The organism is Paracoccus niistensis, from assembly GCF_042432925.1.
Classification (GTDB): domain Bacteria; phylum Pseudomonadota; class Alphaproteobacteria; order Rhodobacterales; family Rhodobacteraceae; genus Paracoccus; species Paracoccus niistensis.
In genome coordinates this window covers 158,572-172,076 of sequence record NZ_JBHLWE010000038.1, presented here as the reverse complement: position 1 = coordinate 172,076, position 13,505 = coordinate 158,572, and the positions used below count along the sequence as shown (strand labels likewise).

Here is a 13,505-nt window from a genome sequence, read left to right as displayed (position 1 = left end):
TGCGTTTTTCGGAACTTTGCCCCCGTTGCCTTGTTGAACGCGCGTCAATCCGGCCTATTCTGCGCAGCCATGCGGGGCCGGCCCGCCGATCAACCGAACGACCGAAGGCCCGTCTTCGCGTCCGACAAGGGAGCCGCACGATGAGCACCGAAATCCAGGCCCGGGCCGAGGCCGCCTTGCCGGAACTGCAGGCCGTCACCTCGGTCGTCCTGCCCGAACCGGCCGGAGAAGTCGTCCCGCTGGACCGCGCCGATACTCCCGTGGCCGAGGAGATCCGCCGCCGCATGGACGAGATCGACCTGAAGGACACGGCCTCGATCGTGCATTTCGGATCGCGCGCCCAGGCAGGCCTGCAGGAAATCAGCCAGGCGATGCTGGCCGACGTCAAGAACAAGGACATCGGCCCGGCGGGCGACTCCTTGCGCGAGATCGTCTCCACCATCCGCGGCTTCTCCGTGTCGGAACTGGACGTCCGGCGCGAACGCAGCTGGTGGGAAAAGCTGCTGGGCCGCGCCGCGCCCTTCGCCAAGTTCGTCGCGAACTATGAACAGGTGCAGGGACAGATCGACAAGATCACGGCCGATCTGGAACAGCACCAGCATACGCTGCTGAAGGACATCAAGTCGCTGGACGTGCTGTACGAACGCACGCTCGACTTCTACGACGAGCTGGCGCTGTATATCGCCGCGGGCGAAGGAAAGCTGCGCGAACTGGACAGCAGCATCATCCCCGCCAAGGAAGCCGAGGTGCAGGGCTCGGCCAATGACGGCGACATCATCGAGGCGCAGGAGCTGCGCGACCTGCGCGCCATGCGCGACGACCTGGAACGCCGGGTCCATGACCTCAAGCTGACGCGGCAGGTGACGATGCAGTCGCTGCCCTCGATCCGGCTGGTGCAGGAAAACGACAAGTCGCTGGTGACCAAGATCAGCTCGACCCTGGTGAACACCGTGCCGCTGTGGGAAACGCAGCTTGCGCAGGCGGTGACGATCCAGCGGTCGTCGCAGGCCGCCGCCGCCGTGAAGCAGGCGACCGACCTGACCAACGACCTGCTGACGGCGAATGCAAAGAACCTGCGCGACGCCAACGCCCGTATCCGTACCGAAATGGAGCGTGGTGTCTTCGACATCGAATCGGTCCGCACCGCCAATGCCGAACTGATCGCCACCATCGAGGACTCGCTTCGCATCGCCGACGAGGGCAAGGCCCGCCGCGCCGCTGCCGAGATGGACCTGCAGAAGATGGAGGCCGAACTGCGCCAGACGCTGTCCGCTTCGCGTGCGCGCGCCCAGGCCCCCGTGTCGATGGGCGCCGCGACTGTCACCCCCGGGGCCTGAGGGCCCCTTGCCCAAGACCGGACCCTTGCCGTGACCGACCGTCTCCGCGCCGCTTGCGCCGCCCCTTCCTGGGGGCGGCGTCTGTCCATTCCAGCCCTGCTGGCGCTTGCCGCCTGCTCGGCCCAACCGACGGTTCCCACGGTGCCGCCGCCCGCGCCCGCCGCGCGTCCTGACGTGGTCCCGGCCCCTTCGCCACGGCCCGAAACGCTGCAGGAACGCCTGCGCCGCGAACGCGCCGAAGCTGCGCAGGCTGCCGCTGCGACCGCTCCCGGCCCGGCCAGCGCCACGATGGCGCAGTACCTGTCCGGCGTGCAGGACAGCCTGCTGTCGCGCGGCCTGCTGCGCGGCGATTCCGGCGAGACGCCCGGCGCCGACCGCCTGGCCGAGGACTTCATCCAGATCGCGCTGCGGGACGAATATGTCATGCAGGGCGGCCGTCTCGTCCCGCAGGCCCATGCCGCGCCCCTGCGCCGCTGGGAACGCCCCGTGCGCATCTCGGTAGTCTTTGGCGACTCGGTTCCGCCCGCGACCCGCACCCGCGACCGCGGGCTGGCCGCGGATTTCGCCGACCGCCTGCAGCGCGTGACCGGTCACCCGGTCGGCCTGAGCGGCGACGGCGGCAACTTCGTCGTCATGATCGTGAGCGAGGACGAGCGCCGCAGCATCGGCCCCCGCCTGGCCGCTGCCATCCCCGGAATCCCCTCTGCCGATGTCAGCGCGATCGAACGGCTCGCGCCCCAGAACTACTGCACGGTCTTCGCCTATTCCCCCGGCGCGGGCGCGGCCTATTCCAACGCGATCGCCGTGATCCGGGCCGAACTGCCCGACCGCCTGCGCCTCAGCTGCATCCACGAGGAACTGGCCCAGGGCATGGGTCTTGCCAATGACAGCCCCGACGCGCGACCCTCGATCTTCAACGACAATGAGGAGTTCGCCTTTCTCACCGCGCATGACGAGCGCCTGCTGAAAATGCTCTACGACCCCCGCCTGCGCCCCGGCATGACCGAGGCCGAGGCCCGCCCCGTCGTCGCCCGCATCGCGGCTGAGTTGGCGGGCGGCCCGGAACCCGCGCCCTTGCCCGGGGCTTGATGCGGCAAGCTCAAGGAGGAAACCATGGTCCTCGACTTCCTGACCGGCGAGTTCATCGACGTCATCGAATGGGTGGACGACACCCGCGACACGATGGTCTGGCGCTATGAAACCCGCGGCCGCGCGATCAAGTACGGCGCCAAGCTGACCGTGCGCGAAGGCCAGGCCGCCGTCTTCGTCCACGAGGGCCAGCTGGCCGACACCTTCGGCCCCGGCCTCTACATGCTGGAAACCAACAACATGCCGGTGCTGACGCGGCTGCAGCACTGGCACCACGGCTTCCGCAGCCCGTTCAAGTCGGAAATCTACTTCGTCAACACGACGCGCTTCAACAACCTGAAATGGGGCACCCGCAACCCCATCATCGCGCGGGACCCGGAATTCGGCCCCGTCCGCATCCGCGCCTTCGGCACCTATTCGATGCGCGTGACCGACCCCGCCCGCTTCATGTCGGAAGTCGTGGGCACGGACGGAGAGTTCACCGCCGACGAGATCAGCTACCAGCTCCGCAACGTGATCGTGCAGGAATTCTCGCGCGTGATCGCCTCGTCCGGCATCCCGGTCCTCGACATGGCCGCGAACACGCAGGACCTGGGCAAGATCGTCGCCACCGCCATCGAGCCGACGGTCGCCCAGTACGGCCTGACCACGCCCGAGTTCTACATCGAGAACATCAGCCTGCCCGACGAGGTCGAGCGGATGCTCGACAAGCGCACCTCGATGGGGATCGTGGGCGACCTCAGCCGCTTCGGCCATTACGCGCAGGCGGAATCGATGCTGAACGCCTCGACCCGCGACGGCGGCATGGGGGCGGGCATCGGCGCCGGAATGGGCGCGGCCCTCGGCATGGGCATGGCCGGGGGCGTGCTCCGGGGTCCTTGGGGCCCCGCCTCGCCGCAGCCGCCGCAGGTTCCCGCGCAACAGCCCAACATGATCGCACCGCCGCCGATCCTGTCCGAAATGGTCTGGCACGTCGCGCTGGATGGCCAGCCCAGTGGCCCCTATGGCAAGGCCGACCTCGGCCGCCTGATGAACGAGGGCCGCTTCACCCGCGACACGCTGGTCTGGACGCCTGGCCAGGACGGCTGGAAGGAGGCAGACGAGGTTCCCGCCCTCGCCCAGCTGTTCACCATGCTGCCCCCGCCCCTGCCGCAGAAATAGCCCCGCTCTTTCTTCATCGCCCAAATATCCCGGGGGTCCGGGGGCAGGCCCCCGGTCCGACGGCTCCACCAGGCGGGACGCCCGATGCCCACACCGCAGATCGAACACCGCTATCCCTGTGAAAGCTGCGGCGGCAGCCTGCAGTTCGCGCCGGGTCAGGATGCGCTGGTCTGCCCCTATTGTGGCCACCTGCAACGCATCTCGCCCGGGGCTGCCAGCGCCCCCGCCCGCCAACCGGAAGAGCGCGATCTTCTCTTGCGCGACCCGGCCACCGGCCGCGCGATCCAGTGGGACGCGGGCCACAAGTCGCCCCAGCTGGAAGAAATCCCGCTGGAACGTGGCCTGCGCCTCGACGACCGCAGCGACCTGACCGAAACCGTCCGGACCCTGTCCTGCCCGAATTGCGGCGCGAAGATCGAGCGCGGCACCGACACCCATGCGGGCACCTGCCCCTTCTGCGCAACGCCCGTCGTCACCGACACCGGCACCACGCGCCTCATCAAGCCTCAGGGCGTCCTGCCCTTCGTCCTGACCGAGGCCCAGGCGCGGGATGCGCTGGACGCCTGGCTCAAGGGCCTGTGGTTCGCGCCGGGCGGCCTTCAGCAATACGCCCGCAAGTCGCGGCGGATGCAGGGCGTCTATTCGCCCTTCTGGACCTTCGACGCCAACACCCGCACCGCCTATCGCGGAATGCGGGGCGACCATTACTACGAAACCGTCTATGTCATGCAGGAGGTCAACGGCCGGATGCAGCGCGTGGCCCAGCAGGTCCTGCGCACCCGCTGGACCCTGGCCGCGGGTCGAGTCGCCCGGTCCTTCAACGACGTCCTCGTGCTCGCCTCGACCTCGCTGCCCCGCCGCTATACGGATGCGCTGGCCCCCTGGGATCTGTCGCATCTTGCGGCCTACGACCCGCGCTACCTGTCGGGCTTCCAGGCCGAGGGCTATACGGTTCCCCTTGCCGACGGCCATGCCATTGCCCGGCAGGAGATGGCGGGCGTGATCGCCATGGACGTGCGCCGCGACATCGGGGGCGACGTGCAGCAGATCCAGGCCATGGACACGGCGCACAGCAACGAGACCTTCAAGCACATCCTGCTGCCGGTCTGGCTCGCGGCCTACAAGTACAACGGGAAAAGCTATCGCTTCGTCGTCAACGGCCAGTCGGGCCGGGTGCAGGGCGACCGCCCCTGGTCGGTCTGGAAGATCGCCATAGCTGTCATCCTGGCGCTGATCGCGGCGGCAATCCTGCTTGTGGCGTCGGAAGGCGGCAACATCCGCATCGGGGCGGTCGGAACGCCAACCCTCCAGTCACCGGTCCTGGGCGCTTCCTTCCACGATCCGCCCGCTGTGATCCTTGCGAGCCCGGATGCGCGGCCGCTTTTCCTGCCGACGCCGCCGACGTATCACGCCTGAAGGCAGCACCAGGGAAAGGCCGATGATCCTCTGCGCGGGCGAAGCATTGATCGACCTGGTCCCGGAGCCGGGCGGCAGCCTCAGGCCGCTTGCCGGCGGCGCCGTCTACAACACCGCCGTTGCGCTGGGCCGCCTCGGCACAAGCGCGGCCTTCCTCTGGCCCCTGTCCCGCGACGGCTTCTCCGACCTGCTGCTTCGGCCTCTGGCCGAGGCCGGCGTGGACACCTCCGCCTGCCCCCGAACCGACCGGCCGACGACCCTTGCCGTCGTCAGCCTTGCGGGCGGAGAGGCCCGCTATTTCTTCTATGACGAGGGTTCGGCAGGCCGGATGTTCGTCACGGACGACCTGCCGCCCCTGCCGTCCGGCTTGCAGGCGCTGTTCATCGGCGGCATCAGCCTCGTCCCGGACCCTTGCGGCGCGACCGTCGAAACGCTGGCCGCCCACGCCGCAGCCCAAGGCATTCCGGTCATGCTCGACCCGAATGTGCGGCCCTTCTTTGTCGCCGACGAAGCCGCCTATCGCGCCCGGCTCGACCGGCTGCTGGGCCTCGCCGCCATCGTCAAGCTGTCGGCTGACGACTGCGCCTGGCTCTGGCCCGGGGCGGACCGCGAAACAATCGTCCGCGATCTCACCTCCAAGGGCGCCCGCCTTGTCCTGCTGACCAGCGGCGCAGAGGGCGCCCTCGCCCTCACCCCGCGCCACCGCATCGAGGCTCCCGCTGTCCAAGTCACCGTGGCCGATACCATCGGCGCAGGCGACACCTTCAACGCTGGCCTGCTCGATGCGCTCTCCCGCGCAGGCGCCCTGAACCGGCTGGACGACCTCGACGAACAAACCCTCGCCGCCGCGCTGGCCTTCGCCACCCGCGCCGCAGCCGTCACCGTCTCACGCCCCGGCGCAGACCCACCCTGGCGCCATGAACTCGCCTGAGCTTCTTCTTTGCCCAAATATCCCGGGGGAGCCGCAAGGCGGCGGGGGCAGAGCCCCCTGAACGCATGGTGCGGGGGCGCAAGCCCCCTCCGCTTCAGCCCTCCAGAGCCGCCGCCGCGCGGTCCAGCCGGGCCACGGCATCGCCAATCTCCTCGTCGGTGATGTTCAGCGGCGGCAGCAGCCGGACGACGTTGTCGGCGGCGGGCACCGTCAGCAGATGCTCACCATAGGCGGCGCTTACCAGTTCGGTCGGCGCAACCTTGCAGCGCAGGCCCAGCATCAGCCCGATGCCGCGCACGCCCTCGAACACCTCAGGGTGCGCCGCGACCAGCCCCTCCAGCTTCTGGCGGAACAGCGCGCCCTTGCGGTTGACCTCGGCCAGGAATGCCTCGTCCGCGACGATCTCCATCACGCGCGTGCCGACTGCGCAGGCCAGCGGGTTGCCGCCATAGGTCGAGCCATGCGAACCGACGCCCATGCCCGAGGCCGCCTCGGCCGTCGCCAGCACCGCGCCCAGCGGGAAGCCGCCGCCGATGCCCTTGGCGACCATCATGATGTCGGGCGCAACGCCCGCCCATTCATGCGCGAACAGCCGCCCCGTCCGGCCCATGCCGCATTGCACCTCGTCCAGCACGAGCAGCGCCCCGACCTTGTCGCACAAAGCGCGGACCTTCCGCAGGTCCTCGTCGGCCATCGGGCGGATGCCGCCCTCGCCCTGCACCGGTTCCAGCATCACCGCCGCCGTCTGGTCCGAGATCGCGGCCTCCAGCGCCGCAAGATCGCCCCAAGGCAGCGTGCGGAAGCCCGGCATCAGCGGGCCATAACCCTTGGTCATTTTCTCGGACCCCGCCGCCGCGATGGCGCCAGTGGACCGGCCATGGAAGGCGCCCTCGAAGGTGACGATCTCGATGCGGTCGGGCTGCCCCTTCTCGGACCAGTACTTGCGGACCATCTTGATCGCCAGTTCCGCCGCCTCGGTGCCCGAGTTCGTCACGAAGACCGTGTCTGCGAAGGTCCGGTCCACCAGCAGCTCGGCCAGCCGCTGCTGCTGCGGAATCTGGTACAGGTTGGACACATGCCAGATCTTGCCCGCCTGGTCGGTCAGCGCCGCGACCAGGTCCGGGTTCGCGTGACCCAGCGCGTTGACCGCGATGCCCGCGCCGAGGTCGAGGTATCGGGTGCCGTCCGCGGCGATGGCCCAGGCGCCCTCGCCGCGATCAAAGGCGAGGGGCGCGCGGTTGTAGGTCGGCAGGACGGCGTCGATCATGGGTCGGTCCTTGGCAATGTTGAAAGAAGGATGACGAGCGGGAAAGGCCCCGCCGCGAAGGGCGAGGCGGGGCGGGACGCATCAGCGTCGCAGCGCGGTGCGAATCGTCGTCATGGTTCGCAGCGTTACCAAGCAGCGGCGGCGCCTTCAACGCCGCGTCACGCCTTCATGCGGAAACCGGTGCGCAGCCACCACCAGGCAAGCGTGTTGACCGCGATCACCGTCAGCAGGCAGACGGCCAGCCCTCGCGCGACCGGCGCGTCGCTGACGCCTGCAAAGCCGTAGCGGGCGCCATCGATCAGATAGAAGATCGGGTTCCAATGGGACAGGGTGCGGAAGGGCTCGGGCAGGGCCTGGACGGAATAGAAAGTGCCCGACAGGAAGGACAGCGGCGTCACGACGAAGTTCGTCAGCGCGGCCATCTGGTCGAACTTCTGCGCGATGATCCCGCCCAGGATGCCCAGGCCTCCCAGCATCAGCGCCCCCAGGACGATGAAGCCCAGCGCCAGCAGCGGATGGACGGCGACATGCCCCACAAGCAGCGCCAGTCCGGTCCCGATCACCACGGCGACCAGCAACGACCGCGCGAGGCTGCCGACCAGGTAGCCCGCCAGGATCTCGGCCGCGGACAACGGCGGCATCAACGTGTCCACGATGTTGCCCTGCATCTTCGACGAGATGATCGAGGAGGAGCTGTTGGCGAAAGCCGTCTGGATCACCGTCATCATCAGGATGCCGGGACCCAGGAACTCGACGAAGGGCAGGCCCATGACCTCGCCCCGGCCGCGCCCCAGCGCCACGACGAAGACCACGACGAACAGCCCCGCCGTCATCAGGGGCGCCAGCACGGTCTGCTGCCAGACGGTCATGAAGCGCCGGATCTCGCGCACGGCCAGCGTTGCCGTTCCCAGCCAGTTGACACGGCCGAAGCGGCGGACGGGCATGGCCCCATAGTCGGCGGATGTCGGGCGGGTCATGGGTGATCCTTGAAACTGCGGGCGCGGGGCGCTATTTCCGGGCATTCCCGGTTAGAACCGCGCCGCGCGGCTTGTGCAAGCCCGCCAGCCGTCAAGGAGCAACCCATGTCCTGGACCGACGAACGCGTCGAGACACTGAAACGCATGTGGGCCGAAGGCCAGTCGGCCAGCCAGATCGCCAAGGAGCTTGGTGGCGTGACCCGCAACGCCGTGATCGGCAAGGTCCACCGCCTTGGCCTGTCGAACCGAGTCGAGGGCGACGACCAGCCTGCAGCCTCCGCCGCACCCGCGGCCCAGCCCGCGGCCGAGCCCGTCGTCGCAACCGCCCCCGCCGAAGTCCCGCGTGTCGCGCCCGAGCCGGAGCCCGAACCCGAGGTGGAAGCCGCCGAGGCACCCGAGCCGCAGCCCGCACCGCAGCCGGTCTTTGCGCCCCGCCGCCCGATCGTGCCCGCGGGCCAGCCCCTGCCCCCGCAACCCTCGGCCAACGAGATCTCGCCCGAGACGCTGGCCTCCGTCCGCGAGGTCGAAAAGCGCTCGCTCAAGCTGTCACTGATGGAACTGACCGAGCGGACATGCAAATGGCCGATCGGCGATCCCGCCACGGACAAGTTCTGGTTCTGCGGCCTTCCCAGCACCGCCGGCAAACCTTACTGCGAGGCCCATGTCGGCGTGGCCTTCCAGCCCATGAGCGCACGGCGCGATCGGCGGCGCTGAGGCAGCCAGCCTGGCGGCTGCTCGTCGGCCAGGAGCCGGGGGCTGTCTGCCCCCGCACCCCCGAGGATACTTGCCTCCGGCCCGAGACGTCTTGACGAAATCTTAATGGTTTCCTGCCAATGTAGCGGAGCGGTACAGGCGGGGACGCCGATGACCGCTCCGGACCGAGGCGCCCTCGTTCCCTGCTTCACCGCCGGAACGAGGGCGTTCTTTCTTTACAGCGACACGCACGCAGCCCTGCGCGCGCCCTCTGCCCACCCCCCTCTCACGTCGCCTTTCGAGCAATGGCTGCTTCATCGCGGCCTTGCTGCTTCGCGACCTCCGGTCATCATGCGAACGGATGCCACTGACCGGTTCTCGGCATGATGCACGGACTCACCCAGCCCGCGCCTCCTCGGGCCGGACACAAATATCCCGGGGGGAGCCGTGCAACGCACGGCGGGGGCAGAGCCCCCTTCTTCAGGGGTTACCCTGATGACGGGTGTCGCCCGCCCTCAACCCGGACAGCGCGCCCCCATGAAGCTCCGGTCTCCTGCGAAGCGTATCTCGATCCGGGCGTCCGTGATCCGCAGGTCAATCTGCTCGCGCCCGCATTCCTCGCCCTCGGCCATGCAGGCCCATGTCGCGCGCTGCCAACCCCCGGCAAGCCCCAGCCGCTCCGTCACGCGCTCATAATGGCTTTCGGTGATGCTGAACCTGCCCGGACCGACAGAGATGATGCCCTCGCCGCCTGCCTCCATCGGACAGTTCATGCGGTAACCGTCGATGTAATACAGGTCGTCCGCCTGCGCGGCGACCGTGGTCACCGCCAGGGCAAGGGCTGCCGGAACGAGAAGCCGGGACATGGAAAACTCCTGCTGATATAATCCTCTAGTCCATCGTGGCCGCAGACGGCGATCCTGCCCAGCCCTGAACTGCCGCGCATTCGAGCCATTCCCCGACCGCTCTGGCAATGACCGCGCCGCTTGGGTAAACAGCCCGCGACCTGCCTTCAGGAGCCCCCATGGCCCGCCATCTCATCACCTCTGCCATTCCCTACATCAACGGCATCAAGCACCTGGGGAACCTCGTCGGCAGCCAGTTGCCCGCCGATCTGTTCGCCCGCTTCCAGCGCGCACGCGGCAACGAGGTGATGTTCGTCTGCGCCACGGACGAGCACGGCACGCCTGCCGAACTCGCCGCCGCCAAGGCCGGCAAGCCGGTCGAAGTCTTCTGCGCCGAGATGCATCAGGTGCAGGCCGACATCGCCCGCCGCTTCGGTCTGAGCTTCGACCATTTCGGGCGTTCGTCGAGCCCGCAGAACCACCGCCTGACACAGCATTTCGCGGGCAGGCTGGCCGAGAACGGGCTGATCGCCGAGGTTTCGGAACGGCAGGTCTATTCCAATGCCGACGGCCGCTTCCTGCCCGACCGCTATATCGAGGGCACCTGCCCCAACTGCGGCTATGACAAGGCGCGCGGAGACCAGTGCGAGAACTGCACCAAGCAGCTCGACCCCACCGACCTGATCGAGCCGCGCTCGGCCATCAGCGGCTCGACCGATCTGGAGGTGCGGGAAACCAAGCATCTCTACCTGCGCCAGTCCGCGCTGCGGCAGGAACTGTCTGACTGGATCGACAGCAAGACCGACTGGCCGATCCTGACGACCTCGATCGCGAAGAAATGGCTGAATGACGGAGAGGGGTTGCAGGACCGGGGCATCACGCGCGACCTTCACTGGGGCGTGCCGGTGAAGAAGGGCGACGCGCCTTGGCCGGGCATGGAGGGCAAGGTCTTCTATGTCTGGTTCGACGCGCCCATCGAATATATCGCCGCAACCGCCGAATGGGCAGATGCCAACGGCAGGCCCGCCGATGACTGGCGCCGCTGGTGGCGCCTGGACGAGGGCGCGGGCGACGTCCGCTACACCCAGTTCATGGGCAAGGACAACGTGCCCTTCCACACCCTGTCCTTCCCCGCGACGATCATCGGCTCGGGCGAACCGTGGAAGCTGGTCGATTACATCAAGTCCTTCAACTACCTGACCTATGACGGCGGGCAGTTTTCCACCTCGCAGGGACGCGGGGTCTTCCAGGACCAGGCGCTGTCGATCCTGCCCGCCGACTACTGGCGCTGGTGGCTTCTGTCCCACGCCCCCGAGGGCTCGGATTCCGAGTTCACCTGGGAAAACTTCCAGCAGTCGGTGAACAAGGACCTGGCCGACGTTCTGGGCAACTTCGTCAGCCGCATCACCAAGTTCTGCCGCTCGAAGTTCGGCGAGACGATCCCCCAGGGCGGCAGCTACGGCCCCGAGGAGGAGGCGCTGATCGACGCCCTGACCACCCGCATCCGCGCCTACGAGGGCTTCATGGAGGCGATGGAGGTCCGCAAGGCCGCGAACGAGTTGCGCGCGATCTGGGTGCTGGGCAACGAATACCTGCAATCGGCCGCGCCATGGTCCAGCTTCAAGACGGACCCAGAGAAGGCCGCGATGCAGGTGCGCCTCGGCCTGAACCTGATCCGGCTTTACGCGGTGATGTCGCAGCCCTTCATCCCCTTCGCCGCCGATACCATGCTGGCCGCGATGCGGACCAAAGACCGCGCCTGGCCCGAGGACGTGAGTGCCGCGCTGGCCACCCTGCCCGCCGGCCACGCCTTCGAGGTCCCCGAGGTCCTGTTCGCCAAAATCACCGACGAAAGCCGCGACGACTGGCAGGAGCGCTTCAAGGGCACCCGTGACTGAGGTCGGCTGGTCCGCGCTGCTGGCCTTCTGGGGCCTCAGCGCGCTGGGGGCCTGGTCGCAGACGCTGACGGGCTTTGCTCTGGGCCTGATCGTGATGAGCGGCACGACGCTGTTCGGGTTGCTGCCGGTGCCGGTGACGGCGCAGATCATCTCGATCCTCGTGCTGCTGAACGGGGCGATGGTGCTGTGGCGCGACCACCGCCACGCCGACCGCAAGGCGGTGATGGCCGCCGTGATCGGTGCCACCCCGATGATCGCGCTGGGCTACTGGCTGCTGCACTGGATGGTCGGCTCGGCGCTGGAATGGCTGCGGCTGATCCTGGGCGTCTTCATCGCCGCCGCAGCCCTGCAACTGGTCCACCGTCCGCAGCCCTGGGAGGCGCGGTCCCCTACCCCGGCCTTCGGCATCGCGGGGGCCACGGGCGGGATCATGGGGGGCCTCTTTGCGACCTCGGGGCCGCCGCTGATCTGGCTGCTGTACCGCCAGCCGCTGACGCTGGACACGATCCGGGTGACGCTGGTGGTCTATTTCGTGATCACGCAGGGCTTCCGGCTGGCTCTGACGGTGGCGGACCGCAGCTTCGACCGGCTCACGGCGATCGCGCTGGCGGGCGCGCTGCTGGCGGTGGCGCTGGGGACCTGGACGGCGCGGCGCTTCCCGCCCCGCGTGTCGCCACTGACGATCCGGCGGGCGGCGCTGGTGCTGCTGTTCCTGTCGGGCGTGGGGCTGATCGGCACGGCGGGCATGGCGCTGGCGCGCGGTTGACCTCGGGCGCTTCGGCCCGCAACCTCGCCACGCATCCAGTTTTCGAGGCCACCATGACCCATTGCATCCTGATCGGCGCCCCCGTGGACAGCGGCCAGCAGCGGCCCGGCTGCCTGATGGGGCCGGCGGCCTATCGCGTCGCCGGGATCGGGCGGACGCTGCAGAGCCTGGGCCACGGCGTCGAGGATCGCGGCGACATGACGCCGGGACCGCTGGGCTGCGAAAGCACGCCGAACGCCGCCGTCCGGCACCTGCCCGAGACGGTCGCCTGGGTCCGGACGCTTGCCGAGGCGGGCGAGCGGGCGATGGCCGAGGGGATGCCGATCTTCCTTGGCGGCGACCATTCGCTGTCGCTGGGATCGGTCGCAGGCATCGCCGCCCATGCCAAGGCGCAGGGGCGGCCGCTCTTCGTGCTGTGGCTGGATGCGCATACGGACATCCACAGCGTGGCCACGACCGAGTCGGGCAACCTGCACGGCACGCCCATCGCCTATATCTCGGGCCGGCCGGGCTTCGAGGCCTTCCCGCCCTTCCCCGCCCCGGTCCCCGAGGAGAACATCTGCCTTTTCGGCATCCGCAGCGTCGATCCGGCCGAGCACGCCGCGCTGGAGGCTTCCGACATCACCGTCAACGACATGCGCGTGCTGGACGAGTTCGGGTTTGCCGTGCCGATGCGGGCCTTCCTTGACAAGGTGCGGGCGGCGAACGGAATGCTGCATGTCAGCCTCGACGTGGATTTCCTTGATCCGTCCGTCGCGCCGGCGGTCGGGACCACGGTTCCGGGCGGGGCGACCTTCCGCGAGGCGCATCTGGTCTGCGAGCTGATCCATGAAAGCGGGCTGATGACCTCGCTGGATCTGGTCGAACTGAACCCGTTTCTCGACGAGCGGGGAAAGACGGCGAGGATGATGGTGGACCTCGTGGGCTCGCTGATGGGCCGCAAGGTCTTCGACCGGCCCACGCGGTCGGGTTGAGCGGGGGCTCTGCCCGTGAAGGGGGTCCTGCCCCACTCATCCCGTGATGTTCGAGGACAGAAGATGGTGCATGGCGCTGCGTCAGGGGGTTGACCCCGGCAGGCCGTCCCGGTGAAGTGCCGCGATCATGTTCACGCCGATCAAGCTGCCC

The 13,505-nt window shown here is 68.6% G+C and carries 12 protein-coding genes; 9 read left to right on the top strand and 3 right to left on the bottom strand.

The annotated features are described in order from the left end of the window. Positions 1-140 precede the first annotated feature (140 nt). The 5 genes from ACFFII_RS12355 to ACFFII_RS12335 all read left to right on the top strand — a co-directional run bounded on the left by ACFFII_RS12355 (position 141) and on the right by ACFFII_RS12335 (position 5,934). Entirely contained in the window at positions 141-1,337 is a 1,197-nt protein-coding gene (locus ACFFII_RS12355; protein WP_377699177.1) for a toxic anion resistance protein, read from the top strand. An 81-nt stretch (positions 1,338-1,418) separates the two neighbouring features. Next, positions 1,419-2,426 (top strand): DUF2927 domain-containing protein, encoded by a 1,008-nt coding sequence (locus tag ACFFII_RS12350; RefSeq protein ID WP_377699285.1) that lies wholly within the window; start codon positions 1,419-1,421, stop codon positions 2,424-2,426. Between the two features lie 24 nt (positions 2,427-2,450). After that, on the top strand, positions 2,451-3,587 hold the full coding sequence (locus tag ACFFII_RS12345; protein WP_377699176.1) for an SPFH domain-containing protein: 1,137 nt from the start codon (positions 2,451-2,453) through the stop codon (positions 3,585-3,587). Between the two features lie 84 nt (positions 3,588-3,671). Next, entirely contained in the window at positions 3,672-5,003 is a 1,332-nt protein-coding gene (locus ACFFII_RS12340; RefSeq protein WP_377699175.1) for a TFIIB-type zinc ribbon-containing protein, read from the top strand. A 22-nt stretch (positions 5,004-5,025) separates the two neighbouring features. Further along, the gene (locus tag ACFFII_RS12335; RefSeq protein WP_377699174.1) at positions 5,026-5,934 is read left to right on the top strand and encodes a carbohydrate kinase family protein; all 909 of its coding nucleotides are present in this window, start codon (positions 5,026-5,028) and stop codon (positions 5,932-5,934) included. Between the two features lie 94 nt (positions 5,935-6,028). Here the strand turns inward: ACFFII_RS12335 and ACFFII_RS12330 are convergent, their stop codons facing one another. Both ACFFII_RS12330 and ACFFII_RS12325 read right to left on the bottom strand, forming a co-directional pair. Further along, entirely contained in the window at positions 6,029-7,201 is a 1,173-nt protein-coding gene (locus ACFFII_RS12330) for an aspartate aminotransferase family protein (RefSeq protein WP_377699173.1), read from the bottom strand. A gap of 158 nt (positions 7,202-7,359) precedes the next feature. Continuing rightward, the gene (locus ACFFII_RS12325) at positions 7,360-8,178 is read right to left on the bottom strand and encodes an ABC transporter permease (RefSeq protein WP_377699172.1); all 819 of its coding nucleotides are present in this window, start codon (positions 8,176-8,178) and stop codon (positions 7,360-7,362) included. Positions 8,179-8,283: 105 nt separating this feature from the next. Here ACFFII_RS12325 and ACFFII_RS12320 point away from each other — a divergent pair, with 105 nt between their 5' ends. Next, positions 8,284-8,892, top strand: coding sequence for a GcrA family cell cycle regulator (locus tag ACFFII_RS12320; protein ID WP_377699171.1), 609 nt, complete (start codon positions 8,284-8,286; stop codon positions 8,890-8,892). A 494-nt stretch (positions 8,893-9,386) separates the two neighbouring features. Here the strand turns inward: ACFFII_RS12320 and ACFFII_RS12315 are convergent, their stop codons facing one another. Beyond that, on the bottom strand, positions 9,387-9,737 hold the full coding sequence (locus ACFFII_RS12315) for a hypothetical protein (RefSeq protein WP_377699170.1): 351 nt from the start codon (positions 9,735-9,737) through the stop codon (positions 9,387-9,389). A gap of 158 nt (positions 9,738-9,895) precedes the next feature. Here ACFFII_RS12315 and metG point away from each other — a divergent pair, with 158 nt between their 5' ends. From metG to rocF, 3 genes are read left to right on the top strand one after another with little or no spacing between them, the layout of a single operon-like run. After that, the gene (gene metG / locus ACFFII_RS12310) at positions 9,896-11,614 is read left to right on the top strand and encodes a methionine--tRNA ligase (RefSeq protein WP_377699169.1); all 1,719 of its coding nucleotides are present in this window, start codon (positions 9,896-9,898) and stop codon (positions 11,612-11,614) included. Next, the gene (locus ACFFII_RS12305) at positions 11,607-12,380 is read left to right on the top strand and encodes a TSUP family transporter (RefSeq protein ID WP_377699168.1); all 774 of its coding nucleotides are present in this window, start codon (positions 11,607-11,609) and stop codon (positions 12,378-12,380) included. The genes metG and ACFFII_RS12305 overlap by 8 nt, the downstream gene beginning before the upstream one ends. A 53-nt stretch (positions 12,381-12,433) precedes the next feature. Next, positions 12,434-13,354: an arginase gene (rocF, locus tag ACFFII_RS12300; protein ID WP_377699284.1), complete on the top strand. Its 921-nt coding sequence runs from the start codon at positions 12,434-12,436 to the stop codon at positions 13,352-13,354. The last annotated feature ends 151 nt before the right edge of the window (positions 13,355-13,505 follow it).